Source organism: Stenotrophomonas sp. Nf1, from assembly GCF_003028475.1.
Classification (GTDB): Bacteria; Pseudomonadota; Gammaproteobacteria; order Xanthomonadales; family Xanthomonadaceae; genus Stenotrophomonas.
Map to the genome: position 1 here is coordinate 290,304 of NZ_PYTV01000006.1, position 23,226 is coordinate 313,529.

Annotated in this window: 16 protein-coding genes; 7 read left to right on the top strand and 9 right to left on the bottom strand. The window is 66.0% G+C overall.

The window, feature by feature from the left end; all coding sequences use genetic code 11:
- Nucleotides 1–10: 10 nt before the first annotated feature.
- Nucleotides 11–1,264, top strand: a complete 1,254-nt coding sequence (locus C9412_RS13360) for a flavohemoglobin expression-modulating QEGLA motif protein (protein WP_107232063.1) — start codon at nt 11–13, stop codon at nt 1,262–1,264.
- Between the two features lie 509 nt (nt 1,265–1,773).
- Here the strand turns inward: C9412_RS13360 and C9412_RS13365 are convergent.
- The 5 genes from C9412_RS13365 to C9412_RS13385 form a co-directional block, all read right to left on the bottom strand.
- Nucleotides 1,774–4,077: a TonB-dependent receptor gene (locus C9412_RS13365; RefSeq protein ID WP_107232064.1), complete on the bottom strand. Its 2,304-nt coding sequence runs from the start codon at nt 4,075–4,077 to the stop codon at nt 1,774–1,776.
- 137 nt (nt 4,078–4,214) lie between these two features.
- Nucleotides 4,215–4,718: a hypothetical protein gene (locus C9412_RS13370; RefSeq protein WP_258190222.1), complete on the bottom strand. Its 504-nt coding sequence runs from the start codon at nt 4,716–4,718 to the stop codon at nt 4,215–4,217.
- 157 nt (nt 4,719–4,875) lie between these two features.
- Nucleotides 4,876–5,616, bottom strand: a complete 741-nt coding sequence (phbB, locus tag C9412_RS13375; protein ID WP_012481221.1) for an acetoacetyl-CoA reductase — start codon at nt 5,614–5,616, stop codon at nt 4,876–4,878.
- A 24-nt stretch (nt 5,617–5,640) separates the two neighbouring features.
- Nucleotides 5,641–6,969 (bottom strand): CitMHS family transporter, encoded by a 1,329-nt coding sequence (locus C9412_RS13380; protein ID WP_043400203.1) that lies wholly within the window; start codon nt 6,967–6,969, stop codon nt 5,641–5,643.
- A 75-nt stretch (nt 6,970–7,044) separates the two neighbouring features.
- Complete coding sequence (locus C9412_RS13385) at nt 7,045–8,184, bottom strand: porin (RefSeq protein ID WP_107232066.1); 1,140 nt, start codon at nt 8,182–8,184, stop codon at nt 7,045–7,047.
- Between the two features lie 276 nt (nt 8,185–8,460).
- Here C9412_RS13385 and C9412_RS13390 point away from each other — a divergent pair, with 276 nt between their 5' ends.
- The 4 genes from C9412_RS13390 to C9412_RS13405 are packed head-to-tail and all read left to right on the top strand — an operon-like array spanning nt 8,461 to nt 12,270.
- Nucleotides 8,461–9,150 carry a response regulator transcription factor gene (locus tag C9412_RS13390; protein ID WP_107232067.1) on the top strand — a complete coding sequence of 230 codons (690 nt, stop codon included), beginning with the start codon at nt 8,461–8,463 and terminating at the stop codon, nt 9,148–9,150.
- Nucleotides 9,143–10,534: a sensor histidine kinase gene (locus C9412_RS13395; protein WP_107232089.1), complete on the top strand. Its 1,392-nt coding sequence runs from the start codon at nt 9,143–9,145 to the stop codon at nt 10,532–10,534. The genes C9412_RS13390 and C9412_RS13395 overlap by 8 nt, the downstream gene beginning before the upstream one ends.
- The gene (locus C9412_RS13400; protein ID WP_107232068.1) at nt 10,531–11,586 is read left to right on the top strand and encodes an ABC transporter substrate-binding protein; all 1,056 of its coding nucleotides are present in this window, start codon (nt 10,531–10,533) and stop codon (nt 11,584–11,586) included. Before C9412_RS13395 ends, C9412_RS13400 begins: the two co-directional genes overlap by 4 nt.
- A gap of 27 nt (nt 11,587–11,613) precedes the next feature.
- The gene (locus C9412_RS13405; protein ID WP_107232069.1) at nt 11,614–12,270 is read left to right on the top strand and encodes a response regulator transcription factor; all 657 of its coding nucleotides are present in this window, start codon (nt 11,614–11,616) and stop codon (nt 12,268–12,270) included.
- Between the two features lie 45 nt (nt 12,271–12,315).
- Here C9412_RS13405 and C9412_RS13410 read toward each other — a convergent pair whose 3' ends face one another.
- The 4 genes from C9412_RS13410 to C9412_RS13425 form a co-directional block, all read right to left on the bottom strand.
- Complete coding sequence (locus tag C9412_RS13410; RefSeq protein ID WP_107232070.1) at nt 12,316–13,674, bottom strand: GlcNAc-transferase family protein; 1,359 nt, start codon at nt 13,672–13,674, stop codon at nt 12,316–12,318.
- Between the two features lie 58 nt (nt 13,675–13,732).
- Nucleotides 13,733–14,050 (bottom strand): hypothetical protein, encoded by a 318-nt coding sequence (locus tag C9412_RS13415; RefSeq protein ID WP_107232071.1) that lies wholly within the window; start codon nt 14,048–14,050, stop codon nt 13,733–13,735.
- Between the two features lie 874 nt (nt 14,051–14,924).
- The gene (locus tag C9412_RS13420) at nt 14,925–17,573 is read right to left on the bottom strand and encodes a PAS-domain containing protein (protein ID WP_107232072.1); all 2,649 of its coding nucleotides are present in this window, start codon (nt 17,571–17,573) and stop codon (nt 14,925–14,927) included.
- Nucleotides 17,574–17,639: 66 nt separating this feature from the next.
- The gene (locus C9412_RS13425) at nt 17,640–18,806 is read right to left on the bottom strand and encodes a porin (protein ID WP_107232073.1); all 1,167 of its coding nucleotides are present in this window, start codon (nt 18,804–18,806) and stop codon (nt 17,640–17,642) included.
- A 329-nt stretch (nt 18,807–19,135) separates the two neighbouring features.
- Between C9412_RS13425 and C9412_RS13430 the strand changes: the two genes are divergently transcribed.
- Nucleotides 19,136–20,479 carry a dicarboxylate/amino acid:cation symporter gene (locus C9412_RS13430; RefSeq protein ID WP_107232074.1) on the top strand — a complete coding sequence of 448 codons (1,344 nt, stop codon included), beginning with the start codon at nt 19,136–19,138 and terminating at the stop codon, nt 20,477–20,479.
- A 230-nt stretch (nt 20,480–20,709) separates the two neighbouring features.
- Nucleotides 20,710–23,001: an NADP-dependent malic enzyme gene (locus C9412_RS13435; protein WP_107232075.1), complete on the top strand. Its 2,292-nt coding sequence runs from the start codon at nt 20,710–20,712 to the stop codon at nt 22,999–23,001.
- Nucleotides 23,002–23,226 lie beyond the last annotated feature (225 nt).

Genomic DNA, 23,226 nt, shown 5'->3' on the forward strand with positions numbered 1-23,226 from the left:
TAGTCCGCCTATGGAACCGACCGCGACGCTGGACCGTGACGTGGCCCACCATGCAGCGCTTGATGCGCGCCTGGTCGAGGCCGTGGGGGGCATCCGCCTGCTGGGCCTGACCAGCTGGCCGGCAACCCTGCAGGCGCCCTTCCTGGACAGCGTGGCGCGTGGCCAACCGGTGCTGCCGAAGGTCGACTATCCGCGATTGGATTTCAGCGAGGAGCGCCGCGCGCTGGCGGCGATCTCTGCCGACTGCGACGACAGCCATCCGCTGGGCCACTATGTGCGGCAGTCGGCGCAGAGCTGGGACCTGGCCGCGCAGTTGCTGGAAGGGCTGGGCACCGCCGCCGTCGATACCTGTTCGGTGCAGCTGTTCGGCGCGCCCGAGCAGCCGCTGCCAGGCAATGGCCCGAGCACGCGCGAAGCGGCGCGGCACTTCATCCAGATCGCCGCCGAGCTGGATCACGAACTGCTGGCGCCGGAAGAGCAGGTGCCGGTCTCGGCCATCGCCCTGCAACTGCAGCTGCAGAACGACCTCGATGCGTTCTTCGAATCGCGCATCATCCAGGTGCAGCTGGACCCGGAACTGGTCTCCAAGGCCGCCGCCGGCCCGACCCGCATCCGCCTGCGCACCAGTGCGCGCTTCAGTGCCTACGACCGCGCGCAGCTGTTCCACCACGAGGCCCTGGTGCATTCGCTGACCGCATTGAATGGCCGCGAACAGCCGGTACTGCCCAGTCTGGCACTGTCCTCGCCACGGGTGACCGCGACCCAGGAAGGGCTGGCCACCTTTGCCGAGCAGATCACCGGCAGCATCGATATCGAGCGCCTGAAACGGATCAGCCTGCGTACCGAAGCGATCGCGATGGCGCGCGAAGGCGCCGATTTCATCGAGGTATTCCGCTACTTCTGCGATGCCGGGCAGAACGTGGAAGAAAGCTTCGCTTCGGCGCAGCGCGTGTTCCGCGGCGTGCCACCCAGCGGAGGCCTGGCCTTCACCAAGGACACGGTGTACCTCCGCGGTCTGGTGTCCGTGCATACTTTCTTCCGCCACATGCTGGCCGAGGATCGCCTGCAGGTGTGTCGTTGGTTGTTCGCCGGAAAAATGAGCCTGACCGATGCGATCGCGTTCGCGCCGTTGTTCGAGGCCGGTGTGTTGAAGCCGCCGCGCTGGCTGCCGCACTGGGTGAGCCGGGCGAATGGGCTGGCCGGCATGCTGGCGTTTTCGCTGTTTGCCAACCGGATACGGATGGACCAGCTGGCGCCGGAATGAAAGGCGTTGGCGGATCCTCCAGCGCCTGCCTGCTATCGGTGGGGAGGAGGCGGGGCACCCTGGCCAGGACACGCAAAAGCCCATCCATGGTGCTCGATGGCGCCTTGCGCGTGCGCGCGGTCCTGCGCACACGGCAAGACCGGGGTTGGGCGTCCTGCCCAACCCGCCCGAGGCATGCCTCGGGCCCATGGCGCCAACGGTCCTGGCCAGGGTGCCCCGCCTCCTCCAGACAGTTTCCTGTGTGCGCGGCAGCAGGTCCACCAGAGGGATCAGGCTTTAAAAGCAAAGCGCCGGGCAATGCCCGGCGCTTTGCTTTTGCTCTTGCTTTTCATTGCCTCCGCGCCGGCGCGGGGAACTGTCCAGCGGGGGTAGGCAGGCCCATGCAGGACCGTGAGGCGCATGGATGCGCCGATCGAGCCCCCATGGATGGGTTTACGGCGTGTCCTGCATGGGCCTGCCTACCCCCGCCATGCAGGAACAATCAACGCGCCGCAGCGCCCGCTTCTGACTTAGAACTCCGCCGCCACCGTCATGAACACCTGCCGCGGTGCGCTCGCATGGATCGCATAGCGCGTACCCTTCGGATCGGTCGGTGCGAACGAGCTCAACTGGCCGGCATAGCGCTTGTTGGTCAGGTTGGTCGCGTTCAACGACACCCGCACATTGCGCAGGCCGAAGCCCGGGCCGAAGTCGTAGCCCGCACCGGCGTCGAAGGTGGTCACGCCCGGCACCGACTGGTCGTTGGTGTAGGTGTAGTAGCGCTTGCCGGTGTACTTGGCACGCAGGCTGGCGAAGAAGCCGTCGCGGTTCCAGCTGATCTCACTGGACGCCATGCGCTGCGGCGTATCCACCGTGATCTTGCCGGCCACCGGCACGATCGCGCCGCCCGAGGTGTAGTCGTCCTCGTAGGTGGTCTTGTTCCAGGACAGCGCGTTGTACCACTGCAGTCCGTCGATCGGCTTGAGGATGAAGGTCAGCTCGGCACCGTGGCTCTTCACCGAGCCGACGTTGATGAAGCGCGTCACGCACTCCGGGCGCGTGCCCACTTCGATGCTCGAACACGGGTTCAGCGACAGCAGGCGGTTGTCGAACTTGACGTTGTACGCGGCGATCGAGGCCTGGTACTTCTCACCGAAGGTGCGGAAACCGGCTTCCAGGCTCTTCGACTTCTCCGGCTCCAGACCGGCGCTGGCCGCGAACGATTCCGGCGACACCTGCAGCGGGCCACCGCTGCCACCACCGACGAACGCGGCGATGTTCTCGGCGTACGAGGCGAACAGCTCGTTGTTGGCGTTGAGCTTGAAGCCCAGCCCCACCTGCGGCAGCACCGATTCCTTGGCGGTCAGCGTGCCCGAGGCGATGCTGGTTTCCACGCCCGGCTTGGCGGTGGCGCGCATGCGGGTGTTCGGGCTCTTGATGCCCACGTCCACGGTCAGGCGCTGATCGAGGAAGCGCATGCGGTCCTGCACGTAGAACTGGCGCGTGCGGATGTCAAAGTCCTGGTTGAACAGCAGGCGGTCCGGGTTCTTCAGGTACAGGTCGTCCAGGAACGGGCCGCTGATGTAGTAGAAATTACGCGAGACGTTATGGTCGTTCTGCTCGTACCACAGCCCGGCCTCCAGCTCGTGGATGCCCACCGTCCACGACAGCGCAGCAGTCAGGCCATCGCGGTTGATCGTGTAGTTGGTGCTGCGGATCGAGATCGGCAGCATCTTGTCGGTGCCCGGGTAGGACGGCTGGCCCGGTGCCCACCAGTGGCCCTGGCCACGGTTGTCATGGTGGTAGGCCAGCAGCTTCAGGCGACCCTGCTCACCCAGACGCAGGTCCGCATCAACCGAATACAGGTTGTCGTCGCGCAGCGCGCGGCTCTGGTAGTAGGCATCGTCGATGCTGTTGACGCCACCGCTGAACGCACAGCGGGCCTTGCTGTAGGTGCCCGGCGCGCAGTACGCGGCCGCCACGGCGCGGTCCCAGTCCGGCGCATAGATGTTCCAGTCATAGCCGAGGCCGCGAGCCAGCATGTCCTTGGACAGGTAGGCGTAGTTGGCCTGGCTGGCGCGCGAGGTCGCCACGAAGGCACCGAAGCGATGGTCGCCAACGTTCCACACCGCTTTGGCGTTGAACTGGCGGGTGGTCTGGTTCTGGTACGGCGCGGCCCACATGTCCTGGTCCTGGTGCACGCCGGAGACATATGCCGAGAAGCCGTTGATATCGCCGGTATCCACGCGCAGGTAGCCGCGGCGCTGGTTGTCGTCGCCCACGGTGACGCTGGCGCGTCCACCGAATTCGGTGGACGGGTCCATCGAGAAGTACTGGATGGTGCCGCCCAGGTTGCTGGTCGAGGCCACGCCCAGCGAACCGATGCCCTGCGACAGTTCCGCGCCGGCCAGGTTCTCGGCGATGATCGCGCGGGCGATGCTCAGGCCGTTGTAGTTGCCGTAGCTGTTGTCACCCAGCGGAATGCCATCGAGCGTGTAACCCAGGCGGCTCTTGTCGAAGCCGCGCAGGCTGATGGTCTGCGATTCTTCGTTGGCGCCGAAGGCGTCGTTGGACTGCACCGACACGCCCGGCAGGCGGTCGAGGATCTTCTGGCCACTGGTGCCCGGCGGCAGCACCTGCTTGTCGACGGCGGTGATGCGCTGTACCTGGCGAGTCTCGCCCTGGCCGATCACGGAGACGGTATCCAGCGTCTGCGCGCTCAGCGCGGCTTCGGTGCTGGCGTTGGCGCCGGTGTCGGCCACGGTGGCGGCATGTGCGCTGGCGGCGGTGGAGAGCGCGATCGCCACGGCGATCGTCAGGTGTCGGGTCTGCATGGTGGTCCGTTGCATTGGGGGTGGTCACCGGCATGCGTGCGCGGTGCATGGCCACTATGCGAACGGAACATGAAACCTTCTTTACGAAAAACCAACGAACGATGCAGGGGCGTGATGCGTGCCGCGCAACACCACTGTCATGGAGCAATCGCCTCCGCCGGCCTGAGAACCACCTGCGAAACGCAACGATGATCCACACCGGGAAACAGGTAGCTGATCCAGCGGTCGGCCTCGGCATAGCTCAGCGTCAGCGCCTGTTCCGGTGCATGGCCGCTGGGTGGCAGCACCCGGTCAGGGCGACCGAGGCGCTGATTGATCTGCTGGCGGGTCACGCAGGCGCCGCTGATGTCCAGGTGCACGGACTGCACGCGTTGACGGTCCGGGTACAGCGTCACCACGCCAGCGGTGACCCGCAGCGGCAGCGAAATCGGCATGGCAGGCAATGTCAGGTGCGGCGGCGCCCCGCGCGCTTCGATGACCGCCGCTGAGGCAGGAAGGGTTGCATGCAGGTCGGCGAGCCGTGGTGTGCGCGGCCATGGCGCCGCCCAGCGCCGGCTCATCTCTACCAGCCGGTCGGCCTGCACCTCATCGGCCATCGGCAGCGCGGCCGGTGTTGCCGCCCTGCACGGCGCGGCCAACACGATCACCGCAATCGTCCACATCCAGCGCGGCATGCGCGCACTCCCTGTGCCTGGCCCATGGCCGGTATAGCACGGGCGCAGTACAGGCAGAAAAAAGGGGCCGGAGCCCCCTCGCGATGGAGGGTTCTCCGGCCCCGCGCACTCCGTGGGGGAGGGCCTAGCCCATGTACAGGCCGCCGTTGACCGGATAGTCGGCGCCGGTCACATACGAGGCTTCATCCGAGGCCAGCCAGGCGCACAGGCCGGCCACTTCTTCGGGGCGACCGAGGCGGCGCACCGGCACCGACGCCGCCAGCCGGTCCAGTACATCCGGCGGGAAGCTGCTGATCGCCTGGCTGGCGATGTAGCCGGGCGAGAGCGTGTTGACGGTGACCCCGCGCGAGGCCACTTCGGCGGCCAGTGCGCGGCTGAAACCGTGCATCGCCGCCTTGGCGGTGGCGTAGTTCACCTGGCCGATCTGGCCTTTGTGGGCGCTGACCGAGCCGATGTTGATGATGCGGCCCCAGCCCCGGGTGGCCATGCCATCGACCACCTGCTTGGTCAGGTTGAACAGCGAATTGAGGTTGGAGGCGATCACCGCGTTCCAGTCTTCCACCGTCATCTGCCGGAACAGCAGATCACGGCTGCCACCGGAGTTGTTGACCAGCACATCGACCTCGCCGACCTCAGCGCGCACCTTGGCGAACGCGGCGCTGGTCGAGGCCCAGTCGGTGGCGTTTCCCTCGGAGGCAATGAAATCGAAACCCTGCTCGCGTTGCTCGCGCAGCCAATTGGCCTTGCGCGGTGAGTTCGGCGCGCAGCCGGCGACCACGGTGTGGCCGCTGCGGGCCAGGCTCTGGCAGATGGCAGTGCCGACACTGCCCATTCCACTGGTGACGTAAGCGATTCGAAGCGTCATTGCAGAAGGCTCCTTGGCAAGGGGTCAGGCGGCGAGGGGATACAGGCCGAACAGCAGGCTGCCGATCATCAGCAGCATCGAGATGGCGATGGCCCACTTCAGGGTGAACTTCTGGTGGTCGGCGAATTCGACCTTGGCCAGGCCCACCAGCAGGTAGGTGGACGGCACCAGCGGGCTGAGCAGATGCACCGGCTGCCCGGCCAGCGAGGCGCGCGCCATCTCCACCGGAGTGATGCCGTAGTTGCTGGCGGCCTCGGACAGGATCGGCAGCACGCCGAAGTAGAACGCGTCGTTGGACATGAAGAAGGTGAACGGCATCGATGCCACGGCGGTGATCACCGCCAGGTACGGGCCCCACGATTCCGGAATCACCGCCAGGAAGCTGTGCGACATCGCTTCGACCATGCCGGTGTTGTTGAGGATGCCGGTGAAGATGCCTGCGGCGAAGATCAGCGACACCACCGACAGCACGTTGCCGGCATGGTTGACCACGCGGCGACGCTGTTCGGCCAGGTTCGGGTAGTTGATCACCAGCGCGATGGCGAAGCCGACCATGAACAGCACCGGCATCGGCAGCACGCCGATGATCAGCGCGGTCATCAGCGCCACGGTCAGCGCCAGGTTCACCCACAGCAGCTTCGGGCGCTTGATGTCTTCGGCGTCTTCCACGGTCGGCAGCGCATTGCTGTCGTCGGACACACTGCTGTCCATCCAGCTGCCACCCTTGGGCAGGGTCACCACGCCGAGGCGGCGGCGTTCCTTCAGGCCCAGGTACCAGGCCAGCAGCAGCACGCCGGCACAGGCGATCACCATCGACGGGATCAGCGGCACGAACACATCGGCCGGGTCCACGTGCAGTGCGGTGGCCGCGCGTGCGGTGGGGCCGCCCCACGGGGTCAGGTTCATCACGCCGCCGGCGAGGATGGTCACGCAGGTCATGTTCAGCGCGTTCATGCCCAGGCGCTGGTACAGCGGCAGCATCGCCGAGACGGTGATCATGTAGGTGGTCGAGCCGTCACCGTCGAGCGAGATCAGCATCGCCAGCACCGCGGTGCCGAGCACGATCTTCATCGGATCGCCCTTGACGAAGCGCAGGATCACCCGCACCAGCGGATCGAACAGGCCGGCATCGATCATCACCCCGAAGTACAGGATGGCGAACATCAGCATCACGCCGGTCGGCGCGATCTTCTTGATGCCCTCCAGCATCATCTCGTCGATGCCGGCGCCGAAGCCGCCGATCAGCGCGAACAGGATGGGGATGGTGATCAGGGCGACGAGCGGCGACAGGCGTTTGCTCATGATCAAGTACATGAACGTAATGACCATGCCAAAGCCGAGGATGCTCAGCATCATCTGCGGACTCCTTGCGAATACAGGACGTGGGGGAGTGGAAGGGGCCCGGGCGGCATGCCCGGGAAGCCGGGCTTAGAAGTCGTACTGCAGGCGGCCGGTGACCGCGCGCGTGCGGTCCACCGTGATTCCGGCGAGGCGGTCTCGGTTGCGGCTTTCGATCACGTTGAGCATGAAGCGCAGGTTGTCGCGCAGGTACCAGTTGCCGCCCAGCGTCCACGCTTCGGTGCTGCCGCGGCGCAGGTCCGGCGCACCATCGAGATGCTGCGCGCCCCACATCTGGTCATAGCGCAGCGCCACTTCGAAGGCGCCGGCCTTGTGGCGGATGTCCTTGACCCGCGCGAAGCGGCCGGTCTTGCGGTCGTAAGCGCGGCTTTCGCCGGTGACGAACCAGCTGACCATGCCGTAGGCGGCCATCACATCGCCGCGCTGCGCACCGTCATCGAAGGTGGCACCGCTGAACTCGCCCTGCCACGACAGCGGGCCGCGCACCTGCGCGTACTCCAGCGACCACTTGTTGACGTCGGTATCGCGGCCGGCGGAGAAGTCGACCAGGGTCAGGCGGCTGTTGTCGGACAGATGGCCGGCCGGGCGCGGGCGGATCTTCAGGCCCGGAACGCCGTTGGCGCCGGGGTTGTCATAGGCCTCGCGGGCCAGCGACAGGCCCAGGTGCAGCACGTCGCCGTCGGCGGGCGAGGGAGCCCAGGTAACGCGGCCACCGGCGGCACGGCCTTTCACCTGCCAGGCATCGATGCTTTCCAGGCTGTAGACACTGGCTGCCCAGGTGAAGTCACCCGGGTTGGCCTGCCACGACGCGCCCAGCCGGTACAGCGGCGCCAGCGTGGTGCCGGCGTTGCCGCGCTCCAGGAAGCTGCCGTAGTTGGAGCTGGTGCGGTCATCCAGCGAGAAGTACTGCTTGAACTGGCCGACGGTGAGCTTGCCGGCCTTGCCGAAGCTGCGCGCCAGGTACACGTCCTTGGCCTCGACGCGGTCGCCGGAGAAATCGGCTTCCAGCTTGTAGTCGACCACGAAGAACTTGCCGGACACGTCGACCCAGGCACGGCGGATCTCGGTGTCGTCCTTGTTCGGGGTGCCGCGGTTGTCGTTGTCGAAGGTGGCGAAGTCCAGGTGCAGGCGGCCACCCAGGGTGGCGGTGACCGGACGGTCGTCTTCGGCAGCGAAGGCCGGCGCCGACAAGGCTGCCAGCGCCATCATGGCGGCAGGACGCCGCCAGGCAAACGTGAATTCCACAAACCCTCCCAGGTGCGCGCCAGGCGCGCGGCAATCGTGGGCACCGGACGGTGCGCGGCCGCAGTCTGGGTTGCCGTAGCTGTCATCGTCCTGTCAGCGGTTTGTGCGGTGCAGCGTAAAAGGCCGTCGGGCACGGCCCGGCGCTACCCATGCGGTGTATCCCGGTAGCGCCGGGCGACGCGCGGCGGGCGGACCGTGCGCCATGCGGTAGCATTCGCTTCCCCTCCCACCGGTGTGCCCATGCGCCTGCTGCTGGTCGAAGACAACCCGGATCTGGCCGATGCGATCATCCGTCGCATGCGTCGCAGTGGGCATGCGGTGGACTGGCAGGCCGACGGCCTGGCCGCCGCCAGCGTGCTGCGTTACCAGAGCTTCGACCTGGTGGTGCTGGATATCGGCCTGCCCAAACTCGATGGCCTGCGCGTGCTGGCCGGCATGCGCGAGCGCGGCGACAGCACGCCGGTGCTGATGCTGACCGCACGCGATGGCATCGAGGACCGTGTGCAGGCGCTGGATGTGGGCGCCGACGACTACTTGGGCAAGCCCTTCGATTTCCGCGAATTCGAAGCGCGCTGCCGCGTGCTGCTGCGGCGCGCGCGTGGCCAGGCCAGCGAAGTGGTGCAGATCGGCGGTTTCCAGTTCGACAACGCCGCGCACCGGGTCAGTCTTGATGGCGAGGCGATCGAGCTGCCCAACCGCGAGTACCGCCTGCTGGAGATCCTGGTCGGACGCCTGGGCCAGGTGGTGGGCAAGGACGAGATCGGCAACGGCCTGTTCGGCTTCGATGACGAGGCCGGCCCGAATGCCATCGAACTGTACGTCGGGCGCCTGCGGAAGAAACTGGCCGGTGCACCGCTGCGCATCACCACGGTGCGCGGTGTCGGCTACCTGCTGGAAGCCAGTGATGGCAGCGGCGACGCCGATGGTTGATGCACGCGCCGCGAATGCCGCGCCGGGCTCGCTGCGGCGCACGCTGCTGCTGTATCTGGGTGCGTTGCTGGCGGTGTTCGCGGTAGCACTGCTGTTCGCCGCACGCGATTACGGCCAACGCGCGGCCAACCGCTCCTACGACCATCTGCTGGTGTCCTCGGCATTGTCCATCGCCGATTCGGTGGCGCTGGTCGATGGCCAATGGCAGGTTGATCTGCCGTACGCGGCGCTGGACCTGCTGGCGATGGCGCCGGAGGACCGCGTGTTCTATCGGGTGGCCGACAGCCGTGGCAACCTGATCACCGGCTACGGCGACCTGCCCGTCCCGTCGCGCCGGCCGGGCACGCAGCCGCAGCTGTTCGACGCCCCCTACAGTGGCGAGACCGTGCGCTTCGTGGTGGTCGGCCGCAGCTTCGCGGCCGCCTCGGCACAGGGCGAGGTGCAGGTGCAGGTGGGCCAGACACGGCGTGCGCGCGAAGCGGTGGCGCAGGACATGGTCAACCGCGCCCTGCTGTCGATCGGCGTGCTGTCCGGCCTGCTGCTGGCACTGGTGGCGTTCGGCGTGCACCGCGCGTTCCGCCCGCTGGTGCGGGTGGAGCGCGAGCTGTCGCGGCGCGAGCCGTCCGACCTGAAGCCGCTGGACGCGCGCGTGCCGCGCGAGATGGACCAGATGGTGGCCGCACTGAACCGCTTCATGGAGCGGCTGTCCAGCAGCAACGAGACGTTGCGCGCGTTCATGGCCGAGGCCGCGCACCAGATGCGCACCCCGCTGGCCGCGCTGCGCGCGCAGGCGCAGCTGGCGCTGGACGATGACGATCCGGAGGACATGCGGCGCAGCCTGCAGGCGATCGAGCGCAACGCCACCCATATGAGCCGCCTGCTCAACCAGCTGCTCAGCGACGCCAGCGTGATCCACCGCTCGCATCTGCAGCGCTTCGCGGCGGTGGACCTGGCCGAGACCGTGCACCAGGCCCTGCATGAAGCCCTGCCGCAGGCCGGCCCGGCACCACGCGTGCAGCTGGCGATGACCGCCGAACCGGTACAGGTGCATGGTGATGCGCTGCTGCTGCGTGAGGCGATCAAGAACCTGGTCGACAACGCGCTGAAATACGGGGGGGACGGTCCCTTGCAGATCGCGCTGACCGTCGAGGGCGAGCAGGCGGTGCTGACCATTGCCGACCACGGAGCCGGTATCGCCGCCGCTGATGCCGGGCGCGTGTTCGAACGCTTCGCACGTGGCGAGGGGGCGCCCTCTGGCGGTGCCGGGCTGGGCCTGGCCATCGTCAAGCGCGTGGTTGACAGCCACGGCGGCCGCATCGATCTGAGCAACCGCCCGCAGGGTGGCCTGGTCGCCACCATCCGCCTGCCCCGGAGTAGTTCATGATCCGCCTGTTCACCGCTGCCATTGCCCTGCTGCTGGCCCTGCCGGTGCTGGCCGCGCCCGGCGAGGTGCGCCGTTTTCCGGCGCAGGGCAAGGCCACCGCGCAGCTGCGCATCCACGGCACCACCGACATCGAAGTGTTCGCGGTGGTCATCGCCGATTACCAGCGCCTGCATCCGGGCACCGAAGTGGTGTACGAGGACATCATCACCCAGGACCTGTACGCGCGTTACCTGCACGACCGCGCCGGACCGGCCTCGCCGGACCTGCTGATTTCCAGCGGCATGGACCTGCAGACCAAGCTGGTCAACGATGGCCACGCGCTGCCACATCGCTCGGCGCAGACCGCTGCGCTGCCGGCCTGGGCGCAGTGGCGCAACGAGGCCTTCGGCATCAGCTATGAGCCGGTGGTGATGGTCTACAACACCCGCGCGCTGCCAGCGGCGAAGGTACCGCATACGCGCCGCCAGCTGCTCGACCGCCTGCGCGCTGAAGGTGCACCGCTGCGCGGCAAGGTAGGCACCTATGACATCGAGCGCAGCAGCGTCGGCTACCTGCTGGCCACCCAGGATGCACAGCGCGGCAGCATCGCCGGCGCATTGCTGGGCGCACTCGGCGACAACGACGTGGTACGCGAGGAGCGCACCGGCGTGCTGCTGGACCAGGTGGCCAGCGGCCAGCTGTCGCTGGTCTACAACGTGCTGGGCTCCTATGCGCAGGCCCGCGTCGATGCCGGCGCGCCGCTGGCCATCGTCGAACCCGAGGACTACACGCTGGTGGTGCTGCGCACCGCGGTGATTCCGCGCACCGGCCCGCACCCCGAAGAAGCCCGGCGCTTCCTCGACTACCTGCTGTCGCCACGCGGCCAGCAGGTACTGTCACGCGAGGCGCGGTTGATGCCGATCGTGACCGGCAACGCGCGCGCCGATGATGCCCCCGGCCGCAGCCGCCGCCCGATCCAGCTCGGGCCCGGCCTGCTGGTGTACCTGGACGCGCTCAAGCGCCGCCAGTTCCTCGACGCCTGGCGCAGCAGCGTGGAGCCGGCAGGGCGCTGACCCGGCGGCTGCCCGTACAATGGCGGCATGAGCGAATACACCATCCTGATCGCCGATGACCATCCGCTGCTGCGTTCGGCGGTGGTGCAATCCCTGCGGCAGAGCCTGCCGCTGGCGCAGGTGCGTGAGGTGGCCAGTGCCGAAGCGCTGGCCGCAGCGCTGGATGCGCATCCGGACGTGGACCTGGTGCTGCTCGACCTGACCATGCCCGGCGCGCACGGTTTTTCCGCACTGCTGCACGTGCGCGGTTCGCATCCGGACATCCCGGTGGTGATCCTCTCCTCCAACGACCATCCGCGGGTGATCCGCCGCGCGCAGCAGTTCGGCGCCGCCGGTTTCATCCCGAAGTCGGCCCCGGCCGAGACCATTGGTGAGGCGGTGCAGGCGGTGCTCGACGGCGGCCTGTGGTTCCCGGCGATGGCCGCCGAACGCTCCGAGGCCGACGCGTTGCTGGCCAGCCGCCTGGCGCAGCTGACCCCGCAGCAGTTCCGCGTGCTGCTGTGCCTGGCCGATGGCCTGCTCAACAAGCAGATTGCCTACGAGCTTGGCCTGGCCGAGAACACGGTGAAGGTGCACGTCACCGCGATCCTGAAGAAGCTCGAATGCCACAGCCGCACCCAGGCAGCCGTGCTGGTGAAGGCGCTGGAGCCGGAAGGGGATGCGCGGGCAGGGATGGATGGCTGACCAACGCAGGGCGTTCAGACGGAGATCCTTTGTCTGTCGCTGTCGTCAGAGAAGGACCTCTTCAACGAAGATCGAAAGCTGATGGTCCGTCAGCGCATCGTCGCTGCGCACGTGTACCGAATAGCGGACCGGCAGTTGGTCCAGCGGTGCCCTGAGTGTGTCGATATACTGGACTTGGCCTTCTCTTGAAAGAGATTTCAGTTCGGACTTGGACAACTCCCGGGTTGACTGCCTCGCGCCATCCGACGAGTAGGAAGAGACAAGCACCGAGGCCGGAAATGAAGGGCAGCGAGTGGTGCAGGAAATGTGGACTCGCATTGAGCGGAAGTAGACGAGACTCCGCTTCCATTCATTCTCTTCAATGGTCTCTGACAAGAGGACTGGTTCTTGCACAGCAAGTGACTGCTTGTGAACTGCTCGGAGTCGAAAGTTGATCCCGGTGTGTCGCTCGTATTGACGCAGTGTGCGCTGTGAGCCCAGTCCAAAAACTCCAAAGTCTTCCATCTCAGATCCGGTAGGAAGGCCGACCAGAGCGAGTGTCTTTCGTAGCGCCGCGCTGGAACGATCTTCGAGTGTCATGGAGGTGGCGGAGTTGGCTGCTGGCGGTTCTGACTGGTCGTCCCACACCTTACGGGCATGGTTGTCGTACTGATGCCACAGCAGGGGCGCATATGGATGATAGAACTCATATCCCTTCGTGAACGCCCGTATGGATGTTGCGATTTCTTCCGTGCAGAAGAAATGGTCAGGATCGCTCATTACTTCCTGTGTGAAGGCCCCATCCGAGAAGATGAATCCGCCGGCTACGAACTTCGCCTTGAATGCAATCTCACCATGGACGGGTGCGGGGAGACGGACAGATCGAAATCTGACGACTCCGGTTGGTGAGAACGAGTCGAAGATGATGGCAGCGGTGTACTCCTGCCTCCCCGAAGGATAGGTGTCAGGATCGAAGCTGGGGGGGTATCCTGTTAGAAGTGGCCTTGGTGTGCGCACCCTCAGAAGCTCGAGTAGGCTCTTCATCTTGAAGTCCCATTCACCTGAAAAGCGGTGGTGCGAGTCGATCTGAAGGTTGTAGTGCTCACCCCGGTAGCGCCGCTGGGCCAGGTTTCTGGCCCAGCCGCATCCCTTGGAGTGAATGTAATCAATGTCGATCAACTCGATGTTTGCACCATGTATCCGTAAGAAATGGACTGTAGCGCCTTCTTCGGTTGCTGTATGGGTTAATTCAAATCCGTTCGCTTCGAAGGACTGGATGTCCTGTTCGGCTCCGTGTTGCCAGCAGATGACAACGCGCAGCAGGAATGGCGACTTGGCATTTTCTATCATGTCCTTCAACGTGGGTAACAGCTGAGGGTCTCGATAGCTCGGTATCTGTACAAAGATGGTTCTTTCCAGATTCATCAGGGGTGCGAGCTCCTTGTGGCCTTACGCACTGGAGCGCTTCAGCCTGATTGAAGGATTAGTTGCCGCTGATCGAATTCATCACTGGATCGGTGGAGAATATGAATCTGTTCTCGTATCCAGCGCCAAGATTCTCAGATGCTTCGGCGTAGCTGTAGGTGGGAGAGGATTGGTCTGACGCAAGCCTGTGGCCCCAGGCTTCATGGTCGGCATTGCTTTTGGCCCGAGCGATGCCGATGCAGATGCTAAGGCCGCATGACAGGCGCTCCAGTAGGGCGTCCTCACCCATCGCGCGTGTTATTGAGGATCGATAGTGCTTGGCTAGATCCTGCGCCTCAGTACTGGTTGCAGCGTCCTGGGTCATGCGGTCGATCACGTCTGATGTGCTTCTGCCGGAGCGTAGGAGGTCTCCGGCAACCTGACTTGAGATTCCGCCCTCGAAGATGAGTGCAGATTCTGACTGAAGATGCTCGAGTGATGATGCTACGCGACGGGAGGTCGCTGTCGAGTTGTCTGTTCTTGATCGCACAACCAAGGGCTGTGTGCTGAGATCGCTCGGTCTGACTTGATTGATTCGTGCGTCTGCCGCGCTCGTATTGTGAGTGGTGTTCGCATCTGATGCTCTGTCATCGGTACATCCTGCGCAGCATATGCATAGTAGTGTTGCAGTGATCAGATGTGAGATCTGTATGATGGAGCTGGGCATGTGATTGGAGCTCATTGTGGATCCTCGGGCGCGGGCTATGGGTGTCAATCAATAGGGCAATCAAAAGGACCATTGCAGTCCGGTGGTCGGGTTGTCTGGAACACTGTCCTTACGCGTCCGCCACAGCAATCGGTAACTTTCCAGGCTCCGGCAGTGTCAACATTGACGACACAGCTGTTTGTGCAGCGATATCTGACACCATTGAAGGTCGTTTCACTCTCCGCATTTGCTTCGCCGGTTGCCAGTGCCAGGCCAGCTGCAAGAACAACGCTACCCAGTGAATGCTTGTCCATTCTTCGCCTACGGTGTGGTCGGCCGATCGGCCGGGGAACAAGATATTCCATGCTTTAGTAGCGCCGGTCTGTCAGGGGACTGCTTGTCTTTGCTCGGAATTTGTCCATGCCTTACGCATCTACGTCGCGCGTCTCGCTCCTTCTTACTTTGCGGATCTCACGCGAAGGGACGTAGGCATTCGGTACGGAATCAGCCGGGAGCGACCCCGCCCGCGCACCGGCACGGCGATGCCCCACATGGCAGAGCGGTATTACCCCCGATGCCGCAACAAGACCTGCGTCATCAACGCGCGCAGCGCGGGCGGTCGCACGGGCTTGAGCAGGAAGCCCCAGCCGTTCTCGGCGGCGTGCGCCTTCAGCGCCTCATCACGCTCGGCGGTCACCAGGATCACCGGCGGCCGCGCCTTCCACAGCGTGCACAGCGCCTCGTACAGGTCCGGACCGTGCCACTGCCCCATGCGCACGTCCAGCAGCAGCAACTGCGGTACGTTCAATGCACTGGCGATTTCCAGTGCCCCCTGCGGCCCATCGGCAAGTTCCACATTGCAGCCCCAGCGTTCCAGCAGCGCACGGGTCGCCGCGCAGACGTGGGGGTCATCGTCGATGCTCCACACCCGACACTGGCGCAGTGGGCTGTCATCAGACGGCTCGGTCACGATGACTGGCGCCGCCGGCGGTGCGATCACATCGTCGGCGTGCCCCAGTGCCACGCTCACCGCGAACACACTGCCCTTGCCCAGTGTTGAACGCAGACTGATGCGGTGGCCGAGCAGGCGACCGATGCGCTCGACGATGGCCAGGCCCAGGCCGGCGCCACGTTCCTGCTCCACGCCATCGTTCAGGCGACGGAACTCTTCGAAGATCTCACCCTGCAGGCTTTCCGGAATGCCTGGGCCCTGGTCATGCACCTCGATGCGCAGCTGGTCGCCTGCCCGGCGGCAGCCGATCAGCACGCGCCCACGCGGGGTGTAGCGCAGCGCGTTGGACAGGAAATTCTGCAGGATGCGCCGCAGCAGGGCCTCGTCGCTGACCACCACCGCGCGCGTATCCACCCAGTCAAGTTGCAGGCCACGGCTCTGGGCGGCGATGCCGAACTCACGGGCCAGGGTTTCCAGCAGAGGCGAAATCGCAAAGGCGCGCACGCGGATCTGCAGCGATCCTGACTCCAGCCGCGAGATATCCAGCAGGCTGTTGAGGATCGCATCCTGCGCCGCCAACGCCGCGTCGATATGGTCGGCGGTCTGCTGCTGCGCCGGGTCGCTCAGTTTGCCGCGCAGCACCGAGACGAACATGCGCGCGGCGTTGAGCGGCTGCAGCAGGTCGTGCACCGCAGAGGCGACGAAGCGGGTCTTGTAGCGGTTGGCCTGCTCGGCCTCGCGACGCGCCTCATCCAGATCATGGGTACGCTCGGCGATGCGGTGCTCCAGCGCGTCGGCCAACGAGCGCAGTTCGCGCGCGGCATTCTTGTAGCTGGTGATGTCGGCATAGCTGGTGACGAAGCCGCCGTCGGGCAGCGGGTTGCCGCGGATCTCCAGCACCGTGCCGTCGTCCTTCTCGCTCTCGCGCATATGTGGACGGCCACTGCGCAGGTGGTTGAGGCGGCGCTCGATGGCCTCATCGACCGGGCCGGGCCCGAGCAGACCGCGGCGGGCATTGAAGCGGAACAGTTCCTCGATCGGACGGCCGACGCGCACCAGGTCTGCCGGAAACCGGAACAGTTCCAGATAGCGTGCATTCCATGCCACCAGCCGCAGTTCGCGGTCGATCACCACCACGCCCTGCGGCAGGTGCGCCAGGCTGCGGCTGAGCCCGCTGTCGGCATCGGTCGCGGCCTGCAGCAGGCCATCCTGTGCGGTGCGCAGTTCCTGTGCATGCTGCTTGAGCAGGGTTTCCAGCTCGCGGCGGCTGCGCAGGCGATGCTTGGCCAGGCGCCGGCGCTGTTGCACGAACAACACCAGGAAGCCCAGCGCCAGCCACGCCGCGCCCCCGGTGACGGCGGCGGCCCGGCCGGCGCTGCTGGCGGCGCTGGCGTCGTGCAGCAGGTGCAGGTTCCAGCCTTCGGCCGGCAGCACCAGGGTCTGCCACAGCATCGGCTGCGGCAACGCGGGGTCGAGCAGGCGCACCATGCGTCCGCCGTCGGCCAGCACGTCTTCGGTACGCGCGCGCAACGGCTGCAGGGCGCGATCGGCGTACTGGCGGGCGTCGAGCATCTCGCGGCGCTCATCGGCACCCAGCGGGCGCAGCAGCCGGTAACGCCACGCATCGCGGTTGGCCAGGAACACCACGTCGTGGTCATCGCTGGCCAGCACCACATCCGGGCTGCTCAGCCATTCCTGTTCCAGTGCGGACAGTTCGACCTTGATCACCACCACGCCCAGGCGCTGGCCGTTTTCCTCGATGGCCTGCGACAGGTAGTAGCCCGGCACGCCGGTGGTCATGCCGATGCCGTAGAAGCGGCCACGGCCCTGGGCCAGGGCCTGGCGGTAATAGGGCCGGTAGCTGTAGTTCTCGCCGACATTGGTGGTCGGCTGGTCCCAGTTGCTGGCGGCCACCGCCACGCCGTCGTGGCCGACCAGGGTCAGGGTGGACGCTCGGGTGACTTCGTTGGCACGTTGCAGCTTGAGGTTCAGCCGCTGCCGTTCGGCAGGCGTGGGCGGCACGCGCAGGGCGTGCAACAGGTCTGGATCAAGCGCCAGCACCTGCGGCAGGGTGCCGAAGCGGTCGATGCGCTGCTGCAGGCCCTGGCCATACAGCTGCAGCTGGCGTTGCACCTGGCTGCTTTCTTCGCCCAGCGCGCGGCGCCAGGCGTAGTGTCCCGCCGCAACCGCGCACAACACGGTGCCGCCGACCATCACCAGCAGGGTCAGCAACAGCATCCGGTGGCGGCTCAGCCAATACATGGCGGCAGTCTACGCAGGGCCGGCGGGCGTGGCGTGCACGCCCGCCGGGATCTGACGTGGAAGGGGTCAGAAGTGCATCTGCGCGCGCAGTTCGAAGATCTCCGGCGTGCTGTGCACGCCACGACGGCTGGCGTCGACCTTCACGTAGTTGGCCTGGAACTTGAAGTGGCTGGTCAGGTACCAGTTGGCGCCGATGGTCAGGTCGTGCTGGCGGCCGCCCAGGATGCTGCCATCGTCCAGGTCCAGACGGCTGTAGCGGGCCAGCAGTTCCACTGCGCCGTAATCGTGGGCGGGCTTGATGTTGGCCACCGCGCCGGCGTTGTACGGGCGCGATTCGCCGGTCAGCACCCAGCTGGCCATCGCGTACTGGCCGCTGCCGGTGTAGTCGGGCAGGCCCTTGCGGGTGACGGTGGCCTGCAGGGCTTCGGCCTGCAGCGAGAACGGGCCGCGGATCCAGATGCCTTCCAGACCGGTACGACGGATCTGGTCGGCGGTGACCAGTGCGCCGGAATCGACGTAGCGGATGTCGGTCAGGCCGGCTTCCGGGCGCGCACGCAGGCGCGCGCTGGCCTCGTGGTGCACGTCACGGCCATCGCTGTAGCCGCGCGGGTTTTCCTGCGAGTAGGCCACGCCCAGGTGAATCACATCACCCGGTGCCTTCACCGGCGTCCACACCGCACGCACCGCCTGGGTGGTGCCGGGGTTGTCGCCCTGCAGGTCCTTGCCGCCATAGGCGCCGGCCTGCAGCAGGTACTGCGGACGCTCCAGCACCCATTCCACACCGGTGCGGCGGCCGGCGTAGAACGCCTGCACCGGCAACGCGGTTTCCAGGAAGCTGCCGGCGCGCGAAGAGGTATTCGCGTCCAGGCCAACCGGGGTCTTCATGTAGCCGAAGCGGAAGCGGCCGACGTCACGGCCGAAGAAGGCTTTGCTCTCGAAGCGCACGAACACGTCCAGCCAGGTGTCGGCCTGGAAGTCGTAGTACACCATCGCGTCATAGACACCCTTCTTCTTCAGGGTCGCGCCGAATTCCTTGCGGCGCACGGCATCGTCGTCCTCAAGGCCGCTGCCCGAGGAGAAATCGTTGTAGTCGTAGGCGATGTTGGCGGTGGCCGCCAGCTCGGTGCCGTCGCCGAAGGCGTACTTGGTCGGCCAGTTGTCGAAATCCGCAGCCGAAGCGAAGGCGGGAAGGGCGGCCAGGGACAGGGCCAGCAAGGTGGGAATCGGGCGCATGTTGGGTGCGGCTCTCTCAGATTGCGTGTGGACAGGACAACAACGGCCGCAAGGGCCAGAACTTTCGCGAAGACATGCCCGGCCGTTCAGCACGGGCCACCGGTCTCCCCGGGAGCGGCGGTGCGGCGCCAGTGTAGGCATCACTGCCAGCTGAACCGGGGGGCTAGTACCAATAGGTTATCTGCGCCGGCGTGCCCGGCGCGTACAAAGGCGTCCATTGGTCGCACCCTGCGCGTGCTGCGCAGGGCCTGCGAGCAGTTTCCACGGTAACGGTTCCCGTGCAGTCCCGGGCCCGTACGTGCCTGAAAACGCCCCTTCCGGAGTCCGCCATGCACATCCCGACCGCAGCACCGGCGCCTGTCAAGCCGTTGCCGATCTACCGCCAGCTGTATTTCCAGGTGATCGTGGCGATCGTCCTGGGCGCCATCCTCGGCCACTACGAGCCGCTGATCGGCGAGAAGATGAAGCCGCTCGGCGATGCCTTCATCAACCTGGTGAAGATGATCATCGCCCCGGTGATCTTCCTGACCATCGTCACCGGCATCGCCAGCATGACCCACCTGCGCACGGTGGGCCGGGTGTTCGCCAAGGCGATGGCCTACTTCCTGTTCTTCTCCACGCTGGCACTGATCGTCGGCATGATCGTGGCGCACGTGGTGCAGCCCGGCGCCGGCATGAACATCAACCCGGCCGAGCTGGACCAGACTGCGGTGCACAGCTACGTCGAGAAGTCGCACGACCTGACCCTGGTCGGCTTCCTGATGGACATCATCCCGAAGACGCTGCTCAGCGCCTTCGTCGACGGCAACATCCTGCAGGTGCTGTTCGTGGCCGTGCTGTTCGGCATCGCACTGGCGATGGTGGGCGAGAAGGGCAAGCCGGTGCTGAACTTCCTGGAGGCGCTGGTCGCCCCGGTGTTCAAGCTGGTGCACATCCTGATGAAGGCCGCCCCGATCGGTGCGTTCGGCGCGATCGCCTTCACCATCGGCAAGTACGGCGTCGGCTCGCTGATCAACCTGGCCTGGCTGGTGGGCTCGTTCTACCTCACCGCCTTCCTGTTCGTGGCGGTCATCCTGGGCCTGGTCTGCCGTCTGTGCGGGTTCTCGGTGTTCAAGCTGGCGCGCTACCTGAAGGCCGAGCTGCTGCTGGTGCTGGGCACGTCGTCGTCGGAGTCGGCGCTGCCGTCGCTGATGGAGAAGATGGAACGCGCCGGCTGCAGCAAGTCGGTAGTGGGCCTGGTGGTCCCGACCGGCTACTCGTTCAACCTGGACGGCACCAACATCTACATGACCCTGGCGGCGCTGTTCATCGCCCAGGCCACCAATACCGAACTGACCCTGGGCCACCAGATCGCCCTGCTGCTGGTCGCCATGCTCAGCTCCAAGGGCGCGGCCGGCGTCACTGGCGCCGGTTTCATCACCCTGGCCGCCACCCTGGCCGTGGTGCCGGAGGTGCCGGTGGCCGGCATGGCGCTGATCCTCGGCGTGGACCGCTTCATGAGCGAATGCCGCTCGCTGACCAACTTCATCGGCAATGCCGTGGCCACCGTGGTGGTCTCGCGCTGGGAAGGCGCGCTGGACCGCAACCGCCTGCAGCTGGCGTTGGATGGCCGCGAAAGCGAGCTGCCGCCGCCGGTGGACGCGCTGCCCGAGGCGCTGCCGGCCAAGGGCTGACCCAGGTGTGTGGTACCGCGGGGCCGATCACGACAGTGGTGCGGCCCCGCGGCGTTTCAGGGCGTCCCCGGGCTGTCATGGGAGACGCCGAAGCTGGTATCCCGGTACCGTCGCATACGGCACGGAATTGTGCGGTCGCAGCATGGCTGCGACAGGATAGCGACAGGTCCGGACGCTCCAACGGGGGTATCATCCCCTGTCCCTTCTGCCCATTCATGTAACCCACATCGATGTCCAACGAAGATTTCAAACAGGCCGCCCTCGATTACCACCGGATGTCCCCGCCGGGAAAGATCAAGGTTTCCGCTACCAAGCCCATGCTGACCCAGCGCGACCTGTCGCTGGCGTATTCGCCGGGCGTGGCGTACGCCTGTGAAGCGATCAAGGCCGACCCGCAGCAGGCCAGCGAGCTGACCGCGCGCGGCAACCTGGTGGCGGTGATCTCCAACGGCACCGCGGTGCTGGGCCTGGGCAACATCGGCGCGCTGGCCGGCAAGCCGGTGATGGAAGGCAAGGGCGTGCTGTTCCAGAAGTTCGCCGGCATCGATGTGTTCGATATCGAAGTGGATGAAACCGACCCGGACAAGCTGGTCGACATCATCGCCTCGCTGGAGCCGACCTTCGGCGGCATCAACCTGGAAGACATCAAGGCGCCGGAATGCTTCGTGGTCGAGCGCAAGCTGCGCGAGCGCATGAAGATTCCGGTGTTCCATGACGACCAGCACGGCACGGCGATCATCGTCGGCGCGGCGGTGCTGAACGCGATGGCGATCACCGGCAAGAAGATCGAGGAAGTGAAGCTGGCGACCACGGGCATGGGCGCGGCCGGCATTTCCTGCGTGAACATGCTGGTGCAGCTGGGCCTGAAGCCGGAGAACATCCTGGCCTTCGACCGCGAGGGTGTGATCCACACCGGCCGTACCGACCTGGACCCGGAAAAGCAGCGCTATGCGCGCGACACCGACAAGCGCACCCTGGCCGAGATCGTCGACGGCGCGGATATCTTCCTGGGCCTGTCGGCACCGGGCATCCTGACCGCCGAGATGGTCAAGACGATGGCGCCGGACCCGGTGATCTTCGCGCTGGCCAACCCGACCCCGGAAATCATGCCGGAACTGGCGCGCGCCGCGCGTCCGGACGCGATCATCGGCACCGGCCGTTCGGACTACCCGAACCAGGTCAACAACGTGCTGTGCTTCCCGTACCTGTTCCGCGGTGCGCTGGACGTGGGCGCGACCGCGATCAACGAGGAAATGAAGATCGCCTGCGTGCGCGCCATCGCCGCGCTGGCCCGCCGTGCCGCCACCGACATGGGCTCGGCCTACGGCGGTGAAACCCCGAGCTTCGGCCGTGAATACCTGATCCCGCGCCCGTTCGACCGCCGCCTGCTGGTGGAGCTGTCGGCCGCCGTGGCCCAGGCCGCGATGGATTCGGGCGTGGCCGCACGTCCGATCGCCGACATGGGCGCCTACCGCGACAAGCTGGCCCAGTTCGTCTACCGCACCAGCCTGATGATGAAGCCGGTCTACGACCGCGCGCGCAGCGACAAGCAGCGTGTGGTGTACGCCGAAGGCGAAGAGGAAGTGGTGCTGCAGGCGGTGCAGAACGTGGTCGATGACGGCCTGGCGCACCCGATCCTGATCGGCCGCCCGGAAGTGATCGAATCGCGCATCGAGCGCCTCGGCCTGCGCCTGAAGATCGGCGAGAACGTTGAAGTCACCAACATCAACGACGACCCGCGCTTCAACGAGTACTGGCAGTACTACCACGGCCTGACCGGCCGCCGTGGCGTGACCGTGGCCGCGGCGAAGAACCTGATGCGTTCGCGCCCGACCCTGATCGCGGCGGTGATGGTGGCCCGTGGCGAAGCCGATGCGATGCTGACCGGCATCGTCGGCCGCTTCCACAAGAAGCTGGGTTACGTGCGCAGCGTGCTGCCGTTGGAACCGAAGGTCACCTCGACCTCGGCGATGACCGGCGTGATCAACCAGCAGGGCGTGTTCTTCTTCGTCGATACCCACGTGCAGGAAGACCCGACCGCCGAGCAGCTTTGCGAAGCCACGCTGCAGGCGGCCTACCGCATGAAGCTGTTCGGCATCGAGCCGAAGGTGGCGCTGCTGTCGCACTCCAACTTCGGCAGCCACGATTCGAAGGACGCGCTGAAGATGCGCCAGGTGCGCGAGCTGCTGCTCAAGCGCAACCCGCGTCTGAACGTGGACGGCGAAATGCAGGGCGACACCGCGTGGGATGAAGCACTGCGGCAGAAGCTGCTGCCGGGCTCGACCCTGCAGGGCCGCGCCAACCTGTTCGTGCTGCCGAACCTGGAAGCGGCCAACATCGCCTACAACCTGGTGCGCGTGTTCACCGACGGCGTGGCGATCGGTCCGATCCTGATGGGCGTGAACAAGCCGGTGCATATCCTGACCACCAGCGCGACCTCGCGCCGGATCCTGAACATGACCGCCATCGCGGCGGTGGATGCGCAGATCAGGAAGCAGCTGGAAGCGGAAAAGAAGGCGTAAGCCTTCTTTCCAGCGACAGCTGCAGAAACGCGCCCCACGGGGCGCGTTTCTGTTTCCGCGCAGCGGAAACCGGTAGTGCCGGCCGCTGGCCGGCAATGACAGCCGGCCAGCGGCCGGCACTACCGTCTCAGAGCCGGCCAGCGGCCGGCACTACCGTCTCAGAGCCGGCCAGCGGCCGGCACTACCGTCTCAGAGCCGGCCAGCGGCCGGCACTACCGTCTCAGA